The following is a 17,068-nucleotide window of genomic DNA, read 5'->3' on the forward strand; positions in this document are numbered from 1 at the left end:
TTTTATTGAGTAACTGGTGTGGGGTAAAAATTGTGTACCCGCACAACAGCTTCGTTTGTGTATCAGGCGATTTCCTGTACAAAAAGCTCCTTTGACCGGCGCACTTTTTTTGCATTGGCCAAAAAATCCTTCGCCTCATCGCGGTAGCCAATGGCCAGGATGGTTACGCTGCGCAAGCCTTTTTCTTTCAATCCCAAAATCTCATCCACTTGCGCCGGCACAAATCCTTCCATCGGCGTTGCATCTACTGCTTCGGTTGCTGCTGCAGCAATGGCGGTTCCAAAGGCAATATAAGCCTGCCGGGCAGCCCATTCGTGTTTTTGTTCCGGTGTGCGGCCGGTTACAATCGACATCAGCGAATCCTTAAATGCATCAAGGCTCTCGGCAGCCACGCCGCGGGTATCGGCAATGTCCTGGATATAGGCTTCAACATGTGCTGCAGTTACATCTTCCCAAGCGGCAAACACCAAGAGGTGCGAAGCTTGTACAATCTGCGGCTGGTTGTAAGCAGCGGGCTGAATCAATTTCTTTACATCTGCGTTGGAAACAACAATCACCGAATACGGCTGCAAGCCCATAGATGAAGGTGCCAGTCGTGTGGCTTCGATGATGTTTTCAATTTTAGCAGCCGGTACCGGCTCGCCGGTCATTTGTTTGGTTGCGTAGCGCCAATTTAAAGCTTCAAGTAAGTTCATGGTGTGTTATATTATATCGTAATTAAAAAAGCTAACAGTGTTAACAAACCGGGTAAAAAAAAGTTTACTTCTTTAGGCTCTGGATAAATGATTTGGTGAAATCGTGCAGCACGGCCTGTTGCATTGGGTCGAGCTTCTTTTCCTTGCCCATCATATTGATGGAAATAAGTCCGTGCAGCATCGACCAAAAAGTGTGGAGCTTCAGCCAGGGATCTGCGTCTTTACTGTTGCCTGACGCGATGATCGCCTTTACAGTTTGCAGCAGCAAATCAGTAAAACTGCTCAGCTCGGGTATTTGCCGCACCGTTTCGCAACTCGGCATGCCCAAGCCATACATCAGCTGGTAATACTCAGCATTTGAAAAAGCAAAATTCCAATAAGCATTCGAGATCGCCGTTAGTTGGTCCGCTGCGTCTTTTTTCCCAGCCACTGCATTTTGCAGTTGCTCGTTCAGCAACTGAAATCCCTTGCGGGTAAACTCCAGCAGGATTGCCTCCTTGTTTTCAAAATGGTCGTAAATCACGGGCACACTGTACTCAATCGCGTCGGCAATTTTGCGCAGCGATAACGCCTGCCAACCCTCCTGCTCTACCATTTGCCAGGCAGCCTGCAGTATGGCGGTGCGTACGCCCTCTTTTTGCCGTTGTTTTCTTTCTGCTATTCCCATAACTAATACCTAACAGTGTTAGCAAATATAATACCATTTGGCAAAAATCCAAATCAGCAGTCTGTTAAATGACAAAATGCCAAATTGATGCGGTTCGGAAATCCCAAACCTCAACCATGCGGCATAATTTTTTTTAGCGGTATTTAAAATGAATAACACCAGTATGAAAAAGTGTGTAACGACGATCACAGTTTTATGCTGTGCAGTAACGACAGCCCTGGCACAAGACACTACCCAAACCGAAATGCGGCAGGATTCGATGACCACCACAGTTGCGGTGCAAGACACGGCAGTTACGGTATACGAATCCCAGTCCGCCAACCAGGCCCGTGAAGGCGAAGTGTACAAGATCAAAGCAAAGCTCGACATTCCGCTGACTGCGGCCCTTACTGCCTGGACGCTGTACGGTTTTACCCAGGCTTATGACAAGGAAACGACGCCGTTGGCAGAAATTCAGCGGGTGAACCGGAACGACCTGCCCCGTTTTGACCGGTGGGCCACTAAATATTATAATGAGGACGCTGCCAAGACCAGCGACCTCTTGTTCTACGGCTCGATGCCCTTGCCGTTTTTGCTATTAGCCGATAAGGAAATCAGGCGCGACTTCGGCAAAATTACCTTGCTGTACTTACAGGCAATGTCTGTAACGGGTACGCTGTATACTGGCGCTACCACTTTTGTAGACCGCTATCGTCCTTATGTTTATCAATATGCTACCGGCGGTGTATCGGAAGGTGATGCGCGGGAAGGCAACGCTAAAAACTCCTTCTTTGCAGGCCACGCGGCGCTAGTAGGCACTGCTACATTTTTTACAGCAAAAGTGTACGCCGATTACCATCCAGGCTCTAAATGGAACAAATGGATGTTTACTGGTGCCGGTTTGGCCACTGCCACTACCGCTTACCTGCGTCATCGCGGCGGTCGCCATTTTCCGTCCGACATTGTTTTAGGTACTGCAGTAGGTGTGTTGTCCGGTATCTTGATTCCGCATTGGCACAAAAACAAATTGTTTAAAAACGAAAATATGAGCCTGATGCCATTTACCGGTCGTTCGCATGGCTTGGCTTTTACTTACAAATTGCAATAAAGAAGACACTTGTATATCAATAAAAAAAGCTGGCGACATGCCAGCTTTTTTTTGTGCCTTATTACAAGTTTATTATTCTTTTTTATTTTCTTCCCGCTTTGGATCCAGGTGGCCGCTGCCGCCGGTTTCGCCGTGGTGCATGCTGCCCTCCTGCTGGTCCATGCTGCTGATATCGGCTTTGTCACTGCCCTTTTGTGCGCCTACATTTTCCGGAGTTCCTTGGTTATGGGTGCGGCCAATGCCGCCGTTCTGTCCGGTTTGGTGCTTATTTTTTTGCTCTTCCATAATTTTCGTTTGGCAGTAACAGACAAAAAAAACATGCCTCGCTATCGGCAGGCATGTTCTAAATAATTTAATTGAAAAATTACTGGTTGCCGGGCCGCCTCCGCAATACCGAATCGGACAATTGCAGGTTGCGGGCCGAACCCCAAAGTGCCGGGCCGGCATACACGTTTTTGCCGTTGACATGCGGTACCATTCCGCCCATGCCTACGCTGCCGGCACTAGTGCCCGTACCCACCGAACCGCTACCGGTGATGCCGCCAATAGAAGGCGCATCGGTAGAGCGAAGAGAGATTTGTCCGTTTGCAAAACCGTATGTGCCGCGTGGAGCACCCAGCACGCCAGAGCCGCTCAGCCTTATATTGGCGCCATTGCTTCGCTGGTTAAACGCCCGAATTACCGGATCGGCAATTGAAAGTTGGCCGGGAGCCGCCGGCGATTTTGCAGCATAGTTTCCCCGCTCGGTTAGGGAAATGACGGGTGAAGTTGTTGCCGGAATTGAGGGCCGCGCTGTTTCTTTTTTCGGTAAAGGCGTTGTTTTCCCGGTGCTTTTTTTCTGGGCAAATGCCGGGGTAGCCAAACTAAAAATGCATATCGATAACCACACTATTTTCATAACCTTCATTTTTATGTTCGTATGAAAAAGTGCAAACAGGCTGCCATTTATCCAACGTGGGTAATAAATTAAAGATTATTGTACGCCTTCCTATTTCTTTGCACGCATGTTTTTCGTTTTGTCTAAGGTTTTGTACTATTTAGTCACGCCAATTGTATGGATTGTGGTGGCGCTGGCTATAGCGGTGTTTGCAAAAAATCCAACACGGAAAAAAAGGTCGTTGGTTATTGCATTGGGATTGGTGCTTTTTTTCACCAACCCGTTCCTTTCAAACGAGGCGATGTTGTTGTGGGAACAGCCGCCAACGCCGATGGCACAGGTTGGGCAATACGATGCGGCCATTATTTTGTCCGGAATTTCGGACCAGGAAAAACTGCCGCACGACCGCATGTATATTACCCGCGGTGCCGACCGGGTGCTGCATCCGTTGCAACTGTACCGCATGGGCAAGGTGCGCAGTTTTGTTATTACCGGTGGCTCGGGATCACTGGTGCAAACTTACTCTTCTGAAGCCGCGGAGATAAAACAGCTGTTACAGAATGCCGGTGTGCCGGCGCACCTGATTTTGACGGAAGAAAAAAGCCGCAACACGTATGAAAATGCGCAGTTTACTGCACAACTGTTGCAGCAGCAACCGCAGCTGAAAAAGCTGCTGCTCGTTACATCAGCATTTCATATGAAACGGTCGGTTGGTTGTTTCAAACAAGCCGGGATTGATGCCGACCCATTTGCAACCGATTTTTATACCTCCCGCCGCAGATTCACACCCGATAACTTCATGCCTTATGAAGGTGCATTGTATCATTGGCAACGCTTGCTGCGTGAAATACTAGGATACGTGGTGTACGATGTAATGGGCTATTTGTAGGTCTTGGGTGTATGAAGGTTTTTGGAAAAACTGTATTGAACAACATTATTATCGGTCTAGTCTACCGACCACGTTGCTCATATTTTTCAAGCAGGCGCACCATTGGTTCGTTTTCCTGCATCACTGCGTGGTCAATGGGCGTTTTGCCGCGGCTGTCTGGAATATCCCATGCGGCGCCCTGTTCGAGCAGGTCTTCGGCAATATCCATTTTACCAAATGTTGCGGCAAAGGTCAATGCGGTTGCGCCTTGTGTATTGCGCTGGTTTACATCTACACCCGCAGCCAATAGTGCAGTCACCAGGTTGCGATAACCTTTGAACGAAGCGCCCATGAGTGCAGTGTTGCCGGAGGCATCGGGCAGGTCGGCAGGTGCGCCTTTCTGCAACAGCAATTGCGCTGCTTCTTCAGCGCCATTATATACGGCGATAAGCACCGGCGAGAAACCTTTTACATCCTGGTAAGACATTAATTGCGGTTCGGCATCGACGATCTGTGCTACAGCTTCGGTATCGTTGCGGCGGCAGGCCTCAAATAGGGAAACAGCATCGGCTTCTTGTTGCATATAAAAGAATTTAAGGGTGGTTTGAACTTATTGCAATTGATGATCCAGCGTTCCGGTGCTTCAACAACGAAGCATTGAAAATGGTTGAAGAAGGAAGTTTTATTTACCTGATTCCATTTTCTTGATCGTTACTAATAATTCACCTAAACCGTTCATTTTTATTTCCAACAAAGTTTGCAGCAACATGCCCAACTTACCGGCCGGAAAACCTTTTTTGCCAAACCATTCGAGGTACGACACAGGCAGATCGCACAATACCGTGTCTTTGTATTTGCCAAACGGCATTTTCATTTTCACAAGCGCCACCAATATCTGCGGATCCGGGTTGTTGAGTTGGAACATATTTTAATTTAGAACAGCGACTATCAAAGTGTGCAAGGTAAGCGCACTTCGGCTGAAAATAAATTGCTGTTTTGATACGCTTTATCTTAAAACAACCCGCCTGCCGACGATAAGATTAGCGACACTACTTTAATGTGATCACCGCACCTTCCTGTGTTAAGATATCAGCCTGCACCAACGAAGGAATGACCTTCAAAATATCCTGGCGCATTTCTTCAGTCACTCTCGAAAAGCCCAATGCTTTTGCCACCAGCGGAAACGCCGCTTCCGGATCAATTGCTACTGCATCGCCAACCACTTTCAACAACACGCCGGCAATTTCTTCCGGTGCGATGTATTTAAATTTTTTCGAAGCTGCCGAAAGCGCAGAGCGGTTGCGCAGCGGCGGCGCAGCATGGCCCGCATACCACAAAAATGATTCCTTCCGTTCGATGCGTCCGCTGCCTTCCGTAAACCGGATCGCCAGCCGGATATGGTCGCGAATTCGGGGCCCGATGCGGGTTACACCGGCCGCTTCCACCATGCGCCGTACAATTTCTTCTTCATGCACCGGGCTTTCGGTTGCCACCACCATTTCCACCCACCGCGACATTTTACCCACCGGGTGCAGGTGCACTTCTTTCGATGCGATTTCAGTTGGCAGCTTTGCTACTTCGTACGGCTCCAGCTGGTTCTTTTCTTCAATCACTTCTTCACGCACCAGGCTGGTATCGGTGGCTGGCAAATCATCTTCTTCGGGCACATCTAACTGTTGCTTCCACGATTGTTCAATAGCATTGACCACACGCCGCAATTCCTGCTCCGGGTTACGAAACCAATCCGTGCTCCAGATGCGGTGCATGCGCCAGCCCATCGCTTCCAGCACTTGCTGTCTCAAGCGGTCGCGGTCGCGGGCCGACCGTGCGGAATGGTACGAAGCGCCATCGCATACAATGCCCAGCAAATAACGGCCTGAATGTTCAGGGTCTTCAATTGCGAGGTCAATGTAAAAACCCTTGGAGCCAACCTGCCGGTGCACCTTGTAGCCAAGCTGTAACAGTCGATCAGCAACGGCTTCTTCAAATGGGCTTTGTGCCGGCAGGCCCGATACTGCAGGCAAATCCATTCGCCCATGCTGCGCAAAATGCAGGAACCGTTTGAGTGCGGCAATGCCTGCACTTTGCGTCCGGTTCAAATCGATATCAGCGGCAGTAAGGTTGGAAAAAACAGCGCAGCGCAAGCGGGCACGGGTAATTAGTACATTCAATCGCCGTTCACCACCATCGGCGTTCAGTGGCCCAAACGACATCGAAAAATCGCCCGATTCATCGCGGCCATAACCAATCGAAATAAAGATCACGTCCCGTTCATCGCCCTGTACATTTTCGAGGTTCTTGATAAAAAAAGGTTCCTCTTTATGGCTCCTAAAAAATGGTTCTACCTCCGGATGCTGTTTGCGTTGAATCTCCAGTTCATCTTGTATTGCTTGTTGCTGTGCCGTGCTAAATGCAGCCACGCCCAACGATAGTTTTGGATGCTGCCGTGCATGGTCTAAAATAGCAAGCACTACTTTTTTCGCTTCCTCCGGGTTGGTGCGGGTAGTACCCCGCATATAAGCACTATTAGGCAAATGATGGAATGACAAACCTGCCTGCTGCTTTTGACCAGCGGCTGGAAATACTACCAGTTTATTCTCATAAAACTCGTGGTTGGAAACCTGTATCAGCGACTGGTGCCGGCTACGGTAGTGCCAACGCAGCATACGTTGCGGAGCGCCTTGCGCATCGCACAGGCCGAGTATGCTTTGCATGTCCGCAGTAATACTGTCGCTGTCCTCATCGGGCTCACCGGTCAGCGCATCAAAGAAAGATGTAGGTGGCAATTGTTTGCTGTCGCCCACCACTACCAACTGCTTACCGCGTATGATGGCGCCAAGCGCATCAACGGGTCGCACCTGGCTCGCTTCGTCAAAAATCACCAGGTCAAAATCAAGCGCACCGGCCGGTAAAAAGTTGGCAATTGAAAGCGGGCTCATCATAAATACCGGCTTGATGGCCTGGATAGCCAGCCCCGCATCGCCCATCAATTTTCGGATGGGTTTGTGCCGGCTTTTTTTATTAAACTCGGTGCGCAGTACCTGCATTTGTCCACCGCCTTCGGCCTCCGGCATTCCTTCCCAATGTGCCAATGCGGCTTTGGCGCGGTTCAATTGCAGGTTCAACACATCGAGTTTGCCAAAATGTAAAATCAGTTCTTCATGCCGGTTGCGTTCAAATCTGCGTAATGCAGGCTCACTTTGCATTGCCTGCTCCAAAAGGTATTCCCACCAGGATTTTTGTAACGCCAATTTCAAAAACCTACCCGCTCCTTCCCAATGTGTAGCTGCGCCAATCAATGCGTTCAGGCCTTTGCTATTTGCGTCATCTGCAAGGTTGTTCCACGATACAGCGCCATGTATTTGCGGCAGATGCGCCAGCCAATGTTGTAGGCGTTCCAGTTGTTTTTTAAATGGCTGCGCTAAAAATGTTTGACCACCAAATAGGGTGCTTTCTTCCAGTGCCAGTTTTTCCGCAACAGAATGAATGGTGCGGCCATGCCCATTTATTTCCTGCAACAGTTGTTGGTGCATTACAGCGCATTTTTCAATACCTATTTCTTTTGTGAAGACATCAAAAAAATCAGCTGGCAATTTACCTGCAGCATGTTGTTGGTGCGCCTCCTGTAAAAATCGAAACTGCTGTTGCAGTTGGTTCCAATCGCTTTCGGCACCTTGCCAGGTTTTGCCATACAAATTTGCCGCATCAAATTTCGGTTGCTGCACTTGTGGCAATAGACCTTGCGCTTCAATAATGGCATCAACCAACTGCAAACGGCTGCTTTTATCTTTCGGTAGTGGTGTTTGCATCAGGCTTTGCAAACGTTTAACTGCAGCTTTGTAATCGCTGTTCAAAAAGCGAAAAAACTGGTCGCCGTGTGCCAAAATTTCTTCCCGGATAGGTAACACATCCTGTGTCCATGCAATCGATAAAAATGTACCGGCATATTGCTTTTGCAAAGCCTCGTATCGGCTTCCTGCTACAATCCAGTTCGAAATTGCAGGCGCCTGCTGTATCCATGAACTGTCTGCAACAGCTAAGCCGGCGACACCAGGATTTTGCGATAGCAGTTCCAACGCATTTGCCAGTTTGTGTGCTTCTTCCCTATTGGCTGGCGGCTGCAGCCCCAATGTTTCCGAAACTGAACGGAGCAGGTTGGTAAACTTGCGATTCTGCTCCATTGCTGCACCTATTGCCTCCGATAACGAATCCTGTTGTTGCGGCAACATTACCCGCAGGTTTGTGCCCCAAAATGGATTTGCCGAAGGCATGCCCAACTCCCTGATGCGGGCCTCAATGGCGGCAGCTACTGCTGTCGCCTCCTGCGCCCTGACGTTATTCCAACCCTGCCAGTCGTGCATGGCGATGCGTGGCAAAGCAACGCCGCCCGTTTGTTCGCCCAATCGCAGGAGCAAGCCAGAGACATCGTGGGTGGACAAGCCACTGTTTTGAAATTCTTTATTAACCGCAGCGCAATATTCATTCAGCTCTGCCCGCATCGAAGTGAGCAGGCTCACCTGTTGTTGCAGGTGTTGCACGGCCGGTTTGCCCAGTTCCAACACGCGGCGCATTTCCGCATGCAATGTTTTTTTGTTGGCCTTATGGCTATGCAGTTCGAGGCAAGCTTCGCCGAGGTGCAACGCATCCAGGCGGCGCTTTACCACTTCCAGTGCGGCTAATTTTTCAGCCACAAAAAGCACCCTTTTTCCCTGACCAATGGCATGGGCTATAATGTTGGTAATGGTTTGCGATTTTCCGGTGCCCGGCGGACCCTGTATCACCAAGTTTTTTCCTTCGTGCACGGCCAGCATGGCCAGCACCTGCGAGCTATCGGCATCCACCACCTGGAACAACTCCTGTGCTGGTGCTACATTATCGATAAAATCGTTTTCAGAAAAGGTGGGTGCACCATCGTTAAAGCCATCGTGCAACAGGCTTTGCAACAACGAATGACTCACAGGATTTTTGCCTTCCGGCCAGTGCTCTTCGTCAAGATCATGGTAGATCATGAACTTGCCAAAGGAAAAAAAACCCAGTTCAATTTCATCCCACTCCAGCTTCCATCCTGGCAGTGATTCCAACGCTGCTTCCAACGATGAAAAATAGGTGTCGATGGTCCAATCCTCTTCTTCGGGCAATTGCTGCAACTGCACGCCGTACTCCGCCTTCACCTTGGCTTCCATCGACAGGTTGCTGCCGATATCTTCAAGTGTATAACGCAACGAAAACCGTTCCCGTGCTGTAGTTCGTTCCAACGCAACCGGCACCAACAGCGCCGGCGCCCGCCGCACCTCACTGCTTCGCTCCGACTCCTTCCAATGGATCATGCCCAGTGCGAGGTACAAGATGTTTACGCCTTGTTCTTCAATTGCAGTGCGGGCCGCATAATATGTTTGCAACAAACGCTTTTGTAGTAGTGCTTCCGGTTCACCGGTTTGCAATTTGTTATCGGTAAATGTTGCGCTGTTGCTGGACAATTCATTTACCAAGGTGCCTTCTTTCAACGGAAGAAAAAACAGCGCTTTTTCATCCTGCACCAACAGCTGAAACACATCGGCGCTTCGTTCGGCCACCACCTGCACGCCACGCGATTGCAGCCTCCGGTAATTGATCAAGGGGTTGCGCAGGCCCAGGTCGAGCAGTTCTTTACGGGCAGCCTGAAGGCGGGAACGAATAATCAATTGCATCGGGGCCAATTTACAGGTTTTACAGAAGATAAGCGTGGCCGGCGCCGGCAACAGGTCATGCAACAAAAAATACAGTTCGTGCAATTACAGCTTCTTCCCAAATCGGCCGGCTGGTAAGTTTGGCGCAGCAACCAAAAAATAAAAATCATGCTACGCAAAACCTTGAAAGTGCTCAAATGGACCGGGATCGTTATCGTTTCCCTGTTTGCAATATTGCTCGTTGCCATGGAAGTGCAGCTGCGCAAAAAATTTGATGCGCCTTATCCCAATATTAAAGCATCTACCGACAGCGTTCTTATTGAACGGGGCCGCCAACTGGTAACCGGCCCGGCGCATTGTGTCAACTGTCATGGACCTAAAAATGCCGACTCGCTGTTGAAGGGAGGATTAAATGTGCCGCTGCATGGGGGCTACGCTTTTGAGCTGCCGTTTGGAAATATTTATGCCCGTAACATTACGCCTGATAATGAAACTGGCATTGGCAAACGTACCGATGCAGAACTGGCCAGGGTACTGCGTTATGGCGTGCACGCCAACGGCCGGCCTGTGCTGGATTTCATGCCTTTTCACGATATGAGCGACGAGGATTTGACCGCGGTAATTTCGTACCTTCGGGCACAAAATCCGGTGCGCAACAAGGTGCCGGAAAACAATTTAAATATCGTTGGCCGAGCCATTATGGCATTTATGATCAAGCCGGTAGGACCATCGGGCCCGGTGCCGCAAAAAGTGGAAAGGGATACGTCCGCGGCTTATGGCAAATACCTGGTGATGAACGTAGCCAATTGTAATGGCTGCCATACGGTGCGGGGCGGTATGGGCGAATATATTGGCGAACCGCTGGCCGGTGGCAACGGCGCCGAAGACCCGAAAATGGTGCACCTTACGCCGCCCAATATCAGCGGCGACCCTGCCAGCCGCATCCGGGCATGGAAGCAAGAAGATTTTATCAAACGGTTCCGGATGGGCAAGGCTTACGAAGAAAGCCATATGCCGTGGACAGCCTTTGCAAATATGAGCGACGATGATTTGAAGGCGATTTACAATTACCTGAAATCAGTAAGGGCAGGTGGAGCGCCAACGCCGCAATTGACTTCGCATAAATAGAAAACGGAAACCCGCATTTTTTAGATGCGGGTTTTTTAATAAAACGATGGGAAATGACTAGCGTGGCGGGAAGGTCCAATTACTTGGCAATGAAAATATAGGGCACTACGGCGTCGTGTTTGCCAGCCAACGGTGTATTTTAGTAGTAAATCACCCCGCATGCCCAGGATCGCTTGTCTTTTTCTTTCAATCATTTTTACCTTACCCATGACCGTTAGTGCCCAGACAACCATGCCTCTGTATGAGGGTGGCATACCCAATTCCAAGCCTGGCCCCAACGAAGAAACATCCGAGATCAATTCATCCAACCGGTTGATCATTTCTAAAGTAAGCAGGCCTACACTTACGGCTTATTTGCCTGCAAAAGAAAAACGCAATGGCGCTGCGGTGATCATTTGCCCCGGCGGCGGCTATTCCATTTTGGCGGCAGGCCACGAAGGCGCCGATGTGGCCAAAAAATTTAATGAAATGGGCGTGACTGCTTTTGTGTTGAAGTATCGCCTGCCCAGCCCGCAAACCATGGTGCAGCCGGAGATTGGCCCTTTGCAAGATGCGCAACGAGCCATACAATTGGTGCGTGAAGGTGCGGACAAATGGGGCATAAACCCCGGTCTCATCGGCATCATGGGCTTTTCGGCCGGTGGGCACCTGGCAGGCACGGCAGGTACGCATTTTCACGAAACGCACATCCAAAATCCAAAGCACACCAGCTTGCGCCCCGACTTTATGATCCTTGTGTATCCGGTGATTTCGTTTGCCGATTCGGTGGGTCATTCGGGTTCGCGGCAACAGTTGCTTGGAAAAAATCCAACGCCGGCACAGATCCGCAACTTCAGCAACGATGTGCAGGTAAACGCACAAACGCCACCTACATTTTTGGTGCATGCAAAAGACGATCCCGTGAAAGTGGAGAACACGCTCCTTTTTGCCGCTGCAATGAAAAAGATCGGGCTGCCGCACCGCGTATATTTATACGAAACAGGTGGACATGGCTACGGTATGGACAATCCGAAAAGCGACGTAAAATGGATGGACCTGGTGCACCAATGGATGATTGAATTTTTGGGACTGAATAAAAACTAACGCAAAAAAAACCCCCTGGCTTGCAGGGGGAACGTTTTCTGTTACACGTATCGGACAGTATAAATCTTTGTTTTCTTATCTGCACTTGCAGGATGGAGGGACCAGATCAATGCATAAGGATTGAATTCAAACGGGACCTAAAATAATCATCATTCGAAATACACCTGTCTGTTGCAATTCCTGTCTGTTATAGCTGGCGCAAATGTAAACCAATACTGCCAAAAGCGATGGCTGGAAACGGCCACACACAAGCCGGAAAATGTATTGGTTTGCGCAGCGCAGGTCTTGCGCTTGTTTTTTGAGTTGTCCACACCCGAAATAGGCTGTTTATAAATTTTTTACGCGGTTATCGCACCAGGCCCTACCTTCACAGCCCACAGAAAGAAAAAGCCCACTGTGGAAACAGCGGGCGACTAACGATTGCTTGCCATATGAAAGAGTTCGAATAATCTTTTTCTCTGCTGCCTTTAGCAGCGATTTCGACCAGGGCGGCTAACGATTCTTACCATTTTGCTGACTTCCGATTGCTGCCGTATGTTTTGTTCCGGTCTGTTAAAACAAAAATAGCACATGCACATTCGTGCACGGAATCAAATAAATTTGCTTAAAATTATCTCTAAAACCAGTGGTGTTCGCCAAAAGTATTGTCAGTAAAGGGTTTTAAGAGTATTTCTCCATTATGGCCAATAGATTTTCCGATACGTTATTTCAACTGATCCACTCTCTGGAAAAGTCTGAAAAGCGCCATTTCAAATTATATATTAAAAGAAGTTCGGCTAAAGAAGACTTAAAAATCATCCAACTCTTCGATGCGCTGGATAAAATGAGTGAGTACGACGAAAAGTTGTTGCTCAAAAAGCTACCCGGAACCGAAAAGCCGCAACTGTCTAATTTAAAAACGCACCTGTACAAACAAGTGCTGGCTTCGCTGCGCCTGCTAAAGCGCACTGAGAACATCGACTTCGAACTAAACGAACAGCTCGAATATGCCCGCATCCTGTATTACAAAGGCCTGTACCTGCAAAGCCTGAAGATTTTGGACCGTGTAAAAGAGCAGGCCCACCAGTATTACCAGGATTCTATTTTGATGCAGGTTATTTCGCTGGAAAAAAAGATCGAAACATTGCATATCACGCGCAGCATTCAGCACAAAGCAGATTTGTTGGCGGCCGAATCAACTGGCGTGCACGAACGCCGCTGGATGATCACGCAGTTGTCCAACCTCGCATTGCAGTTGTACAGTTGGTATGTAAAAAATGGGCATGTGCGCAATGAGGACGATGAAAAAGATGTACGGGTGTTTTTCCGTTCTACCCTGCCGCGCAATGCGCACAAGCAGGTAGGTTTTTACGAACGTTTGTACCTCTGCCAAAGCTATTGCTGGTATGCATTTATCCGCCAGGATTTTTTGATGTATTACCGCTACACGCAAAAATGGGTCGACCTTTTTGAAACCCATTCTTGGATGATCCAGGTGGAAACGGGCCACTACATCAAAGGCCTGCACAACCTGCTGAATGCACATTTCGATTTGCGCAACTACCAGAAGTTTGAGGAAACGCTGCAGCATTTTGAAAGCTTCAGCCAGAAGCCGCTGGTGCAGCACCATGATAACTTCCGGGTGCAAACTTTTATCTACCTGCAACAGGCAAAAATCAACCAGCATTTTATGTTGGGCACCTTCAAAGAAGGCCTTGCGCTGGTGCCGCATCTGGAAGAAAAAATTTCCGAGTTCCGCCTGTTCCTCGATATGCACCGCATCATGGTGTTCAATTACAAAATTGCCACGTTGTATTTTGGCTCCGGCGATTTTGCAACGTCCATCGATTACCTGCAGCGCATCATCAACGACCATGTGGACCTGCGCACCGACCTGCAATGTTATGCTCGCCTAATGCACCTGCTGGCACACTACGAGCTGGGCAATTTTGAGTTGATGGAATCGCTCACCAAATCGGTGTACCGGTTTATGGCCAAAATGAAAAACCTGACGGTAGTGGAAGAAGAAATGTTCCGGTTCCTGCGGGCATCGTTCCATTTGTCGCGGCACAAGCTGAAACCGGCGCTGGAAGCGTTTTTGCAAAGCATCAAACACCTGGAAAAAAATCGCTACGAAACGCGGTCGTTTGCGTACCTCGACGTGATATCGTGGGTGGAAAGCAAGGTGCACCAAAAACCGATGAGCGAAATCATCCGGCAAAAATACCTGAGCAGCAAACGCAGCAAACCGGCCATCCCGGCGGCTTTGCCGAAAAGAGCTTAAGCCGTAGTAACGCGATGACTGTATCTTTAAGAAACTTGTATTTATAATTTTTCGTTGCCCATTTTCCAAAAAGTGGCACATTGGTTGTTGCTAACATGAAGGCACACCCTGATTACACTTTTCATTTTCGAGACGCTTTTTATTGGGTGATGCCACGGCAGTTACAGTTTCTTACGCTTTTGTAACTGCCTGGAAAGGCGGCATTTTTGCCGCCTTTTTTTTAACGGTAATACCCGAGTTTTGCCGCCCGACAACGGGCACCCTTTTTCGGGCTAACTTCGCCTTGTACTACTTATGAATACACTGACTCCAAATATGCCGCAACGACTGTTTGACCTGGTGGATTATCAGTTGCAGCAATTTCCGTTGCCTGATATGATGGCGGCAAAAGAGGCCGGCGAATGGCGCCGGTACAGCACCGCCGAGGTAAAGCAGCTATCAGAGCGTTTGGCTGCCGGGCTTTTGGAAGCAGGCATTTCGGGCGGCGACGGCACCTGGGAAGGCCGCGACAAAGTGGCCCTGATTAGTAAGAATCGGCCGGAATGGGTTTTACTCGATCTGGCAGTGCAGCAGATCGGTGCTGTGCTGGTGCCGCTCTATCCTACTGTGCATCCAAGTGAGTTGCAGTATATTCTGGAACATGCACAGGTAAAAATGCTGGTGGTAAACGATGCGCAACTGTTGGAAAAAGCTGAGCCCATTTTACCGCAGTTAAACCACTTGCAAAGCATCTATACTTTTGAAAAAATAGCGGGCGAACTGCATTGGGAAGATCTGTTGGTGCCTGCTGACGAAGTGCCACAACAAACTTTGGCCCAGTTGAAAGCCTCCATCACACCAGAGGATTTAGCCACCATTATTTATACATCCGGCACAACCGGTGTGCCTAAAGGCGTCATGCTATCGCACCGAAATGTGATCAGCAACATCATGAGTTGCTACCCCCTGTTCAAGGAAATCGGCATCAGGGGCGACAAGGCATTGAGTTTTTTACCGCTCAATCATGCATTTGAAAAAACAGCCACTTATCTATATTTCTACACCGGCGTTTCCATTTACTACGCACAAAGCACCGCCACTATTGCTGAGGATCTGCAGGACGTACAACCGGTAATTTTTACAACAGTACCACGCCTGCTGGAAAAAGTGTATGAAAAAATCCAGGCAAAAGGTGCAGAGTTGACCGGTGTAAAAAAGGCATTGTTCGACTGGTCGCTGCGTCTGGCATCGGCATACGAAATCAACCGGCGGCTCGGGCCCTGGTACGAGATGCAACTGGCCCTTGCTAACAAACTGGTTTTTGCAAAATGGCGGGCTGCGTTGGGTGGTCGTGTTCGGGCCATCATTACTGGTGCAGCTGCCTGCCAGGTAAAACTCTTACGCATTTTTGCGGCAGCCGGTATCAACATTATGGAAGGCTACGGCATGACGGAAGCTTCGCCGGTAATCAGCGGTAATCGGTACCACAAATCGGGCCGCAGGTTTGGCACTGTTGGGCCGGTGTTGGATGGCGTTACGGTAAAACTTGCTGCGGACGGCGAAATCCTGGTGAAGGGAGCAAACGTAATGTTGGGTTATTACAAACAACCCGAACTGACGGCGGAGACCGTGCGGGATGGCTGGCTGCACACCGGCGATATTGGCGTGTGGGAAGAAGATCGTTTTTTGAAAATAACGGACCGCAAAAAAGAAATGTTCAAAACCAGCGGCGGCAAATACGTGGCGCCGCAGCCTATTGAAAACAGCATGGTGCAAAGCCGTTGGATCGAACAACTGATGGTGACCGGTGCCGGCGAAAAGTTTGTGTCGGCGTTGATTGTCCCTGCTTTTAACGTGTTGAAGGAGTGGTATGCTAACCGAGGTAAAACATACCCGGGCAACGAAGCCGTGGTGCAGGACAACGAGGTGCACCAGATCATTCAAAAAGAAGTGCAGCAATACAACAAACAATTCAACCAGGTAGAGCAGGTAAAAAAGTTTCAGCTTATTCCCGCAGAGTGGACCATCGAAGGCGGCGAACTAACCCACACGCTGAAGCTGCGCCGCAAACAAATCCTGGAAAAATACCAACATTTGTTGCACCTGATGTACACCGAAAGCAGGGCCTGAAATCCCGCCGCTGCAGGCTTCCAGTTATTGTAATTTATTGTGCTGCTTTATCCTGCGATACAAATTGGTGCAGGTCATTGAGTGCTGACTCCCAACCTTCCTGGTGTGGCTGAATGGCCTCTTCGGAGTCAAAATTATCCTGCCGCACCGACAGTTTGCTGTAAGTGCCGTTTGATTCAAAACCTATGGTCAGTTTGTAATGCCCATTACCAACCGTGGCCTGCGGCAGGTGCCAGTTCCAGGTGTACACCAATTGTTTGGCTGGCTCTACCGTTTCATAATTTCCGCTGATTTCGATCCGCTCTTTTTGGTGGCCCGCTTCAAACACGTACCGCACTTTACCGCCGGGCTGCAGGCTATTTTCCACTTCTAAAAGATCGTTGCCCATGGGGTGCCACCATTGCTTCAGTGCCTCGGGCTCGGTCCATGCCTTGTACAATTCTTCTGCCGTTACCGGAAAATCCTTTTCTATCGATACCTGGTACATTTTGTAGGTTTTAAAGGTTGTTTAAAATGCCGCGCTGTTTCGGCCATCACTGGGTTAACAATTCTGATGTCCGCAAGTTCACGAAGGAAAAAGCGCCGCGGAAGCATGATGCGGTACAAATAACCGGCCATGGAAATA

Annotated in this window: 14 protein-coding genes; 6 read left to right on the forward strand and 8 right to left on the reverse strand. The window is 49.2% G+C overall.

Features of this window, described 5'->3' with window-relative positions; genetic code table 11:
• Positions 1-62: 62 nt before the first annotated feature.
• Together DRJ53_RS02900 and DRJ53_RS02905 are read right to left on the reverse strand one after the other, a co-directional pair.
• The gene (locus DRJ53_RS02900; protein WP_114234058.1) at positions 63-695 is read right to left on the reverse strand and encodes a nitroreductase family protein; all 633 of its coding nucleotides are present in this window, start codon (positions 693-695) and stop codon (positions 63-65) included.
• A 64-nt stretch (positions 696-759) separates the two neighbouring features.
• A complete protein-coding gene (locus DRJ53_RS02905) occupies positions 760-1,362 on the reverse strand; it encodes a TetR/AcrR family transcriptional regulator (protein ID WP_114234059.1) in 603 nt (200 codons plus the stop codon).
• 163 nt (positions 1,363-1,525) lie between these two features.
• Between DRJ53_RS02905 and DRJ53_RS02910 the strand changes: the two genes are divergently transcribed.
• Positions 1,526-2,449: a phosphatase PAP2 family protein gene (locus tag DRJ53_RS02910; RefSeq protein WP_162303791.1), complete on the forward strand. Its 924-nt coding sequence runs from the start codon at positions 1,526-1,528 to the stop codon at positions 2,447-2,449.
• A gap of 72 nt (positions 2,450-2,521) precedes the next feature.
• Here the strand turns inward: DRJ53_RS02910 and DRJ53_RS02915 are convergent, their stop codons facing one another.
• Entirely contained in the window at positions 2,522-2,734 is a 213-nt protein-coding gene (locus tag DRJ53_RS02915) for a hypothetical protein (protein WP_114234061.1), read from the reverse strand.
• A 79-nt stretch (positions 2,735-2,813) separates the two neighbouring features.
• Positions 2,814-3,347: a hypothetical protein gene (locus tag DRJ53_RS02920; protein ID WP_114234062.1), complete on the reverse strand. Its 534-nt coding sequence runs from the start codon at positions 3,345-3,347 to the stop codon at positions 2,814-2,816.
• 118 nt (positions 3,348-3,465) lie between these two features.
• Between DRJ53_RS02920 and DRJ53_RS02925 the strand changes: the two genes are divergently transcribed.
• On the forward strand, positions 3,466-4,215 hold the full coding sequence (locus tag DRJ53_RS02925; protein ID WP_206609707.1) for a YdcF family protein: 750 nt from the start codon (positions 3,466-3,468) through the stop codon (positions 4,213-4,215).
• 61 nt (positions 4,216-4,276) lie between these two features.
• On the opposite strand, the gene DRJ53_RS02930 is transcribed toward DRJ53_RS02925, so the two are convergent.
• The 3 genes from DRJ53_RS02930 to DRJ53_RS02940 form a co-directional block, all read right to left on the reverse strand.
• A complete protein-coding gene (locus DRJ53_RS02930) occupies positions 4,277-4,777 on the reverse strand; it encodes an ankyrin repeat domain-containing protein (protein ID WP_114234064.1) in 501 nt (166 codons plus the stop codon).
• 99 nt (positions 4,778-4,876) lie between these two features.
• Positions 4,877-5,119, reverse strand: a complete 243-nt coding sequence (locus tag DRJ53_RS02935) for a DUF3820 family protein (protein ID WP_114234065.1) — start codon at positions 5,117-5,119, stop codon at positions 4,877-4,879.
• 124 nt (positions 5,120-5,243) lie between these two features.
• Entirely contained in the window at positions 5,244-9,881 is a 4,638-nt protein-coding gene (locus DRJ53_RS02940) for a DUF3320 domain-containing protein (protein ID WP_114234431.1), read from the reverse strand.
• A gap of 147 nt (positions 9,882-10,028) precedes the next feature.
• On the opposite strand from DRJ53_RS02940, the gene DRJ53_RS02945 reads away from it, so the two are divergent.
• The 4 genes from DRJ53_RS02945 to DRJ53_RS02960 all read left to right on the forward strand — a co-directional run bounded on the left by DRJ53_RS02945 (position 10,029) and on the right by DRJ53_RS02960 (position 16,443).
• Positions 10,029-10,988 carry a cytochrome c gene (locus DRJ53_RS02945; protein WP_114234066.1) on the forward strand — a complete coding sequence of 320 codons (960 nt, stop codon included), beginning with the start codon at positions 10,029-10,031 and terminating at the stop codon, positions 10,986-10,988.
• Positions 10,989-11,147: 159 nt separating this feature from the next.
• Positions 11,148-12,071, forward strand: coding sequence for an alpha/beta hydrolase (locus DRJ53_RS02950; protein WP_114234067.1), 924 nt, complete (start codon positions 11,148-11,150; stop codon positions 12,069-12,071).
• Between the two features lie 679 nt (positions 12,072-12,750).
• Positions 12,751-14,334, forward strand: coding sequence for a hypothetical protein (locus tag DRJ53_RS02955; RefSeq protein ID WP_114234068.1), 1,584 nt, complete (start codon positions 12,751-12,753; stop codon positions 14,332-14,334).
• 294 nt (positions 14,335-14,628) lie between these two features.
• Positions 14,629-16,443: an AMP-dependent synthetase/ligase gene (locus DRJ53_RS02960; RefSeq protein WP_114234069.1), complete on the forward strand. Its 1,815-nt coding sequence runs from the start codon at positions 14,629-14,631 to the stop codon at positions 16,441-16,443.
• A 34-nt stretch (positions 16,444-16,477) separates the two neighbouring features.
• Here DRJ53_RS02960 and DRJ53_RS02965 read toward each other — a convergent pair whose 3' ends face one another.
• A complete protein-coding gene (locus DRJ53_RS02965; protein ID WP_114234070.1) occupies positions 16,478-16,930 on the reverse strand; it encodes an SRPBCC family protein in 453 nt (150 codons plus the stop codon).
• Between the last annotated feature and the right edge of the window lie 138 nt (positions 16,931-17,068).

The organism is Paracnuella aquatica, assembly GCF_003332885.2.
GTDB classification, from domain to species: domain Bacteria; phylum Bacteroidota; class Bacteroidia; order Chitinophagales; family Chitinophagaceae; genus Flavisolibacter; species Flavisolibacter aquaticus.

What these genes read in the sequence shown, in the direction of transcription:
- DRJ53_RS02900 (WP_114234058.1), bottom strand. Translation starts at nt 695, where the DNA reads ATGAACTTACTTGAAGCTTTAAATTGGCGCTACGCAACCAAACAAATG.
- DRJ53_RS02930 (WP_114234064.1), bottom strand. Translation starts at nt 4,777, where the DNA reads ATGCAACAAGAAGCCGATGCTGTTTCCCTATTTGAGGCCTGCCGCCGC.
- DRJ53_RS02960 (WP_114234069.1), top strand. Translation starts at nt 14,629, where the DNA reads ATGAATACACTGACTCCAAATATGCCGCAACGACTGTTTGACCTGGTG.
- DRJ53_RS02910 (WP_162303791.1), top strand. Translation starts at nt 1,526, where the DNA reads ATGAAAAAGTGTGTAACGACGATCACAGTTTTATGCTGTGCAGTAACG.
- DRJ53_RS02950 (WP_114234067.1), top strand. Translation starts at nt 11,148, where the DNA reads ATGCCCAGGATCGCTTGTCTTTTTCTTTCAATCATTTTTACCTTACCC.
- DRJ53_RS02915 (WP_114234061.1), bottom strand. Translation starts at nt 2,734, where the DNA reads ATGGAAGAGCAAAAAAATAAGCACCAAACCGGACAGAACGGCGGCATT.
- DRJ53_RS02905 (WP_114234059.1), bottom strand. Translation starts at nt 1,362, where the DNA reads ATGGGAATAGCAGAAAGAAAACAACGGCAAAAAGAGGGCGTACGCACC.
- DRJ53_RS02940 (WP_114234431.1), bottom strand. Translation starts at nt 9,881, where the DNA reads ATGCAATTGATTATTCGTTCCCGCCTTCAGGCTGCCCGTAAAGAACTG.
- DRJ53_RS02965 (WP_114234070.1), bottom strand. Translation starts at nt 16,930, where the DNA reads ATGTACCAGGTATCGATAGAAAAGGATTTTCCGGTAACGGCAGAAGAA.
- DRJ53_RS02935 (WP_114234065.1), bottom strand. Translation starts at nt 5,119, where the DNA reads ATGTTCCAACTCAACAACCCGGATCCGCAGATATTGGTGGCGCTTGTG.
- DRJ53_RS02955 (WP_114234068.1), top strand. Translation starts at nt 12,751, where the DNA reads ATGGCCAATAGATTTTCCGATACGTTATTTCAACTGATCCACTCTCTG.
- DRJ53_RS02945 (WP_114234066.1), top strand. Translation starts at nt 10,029, where the DNA reads ATGCTACGCAAAACCTTGAAAGTGCTCAAATGGACCGGGATCGTTATC.
- DRJ53_RS02920 (WP_114234062.1), bottom strand. Translation starts at nt 3,347, where the DNA reads ATGAAAATAGTGTGGTTATCGATATGCATTTTTAGTTTGGCTACCCCG.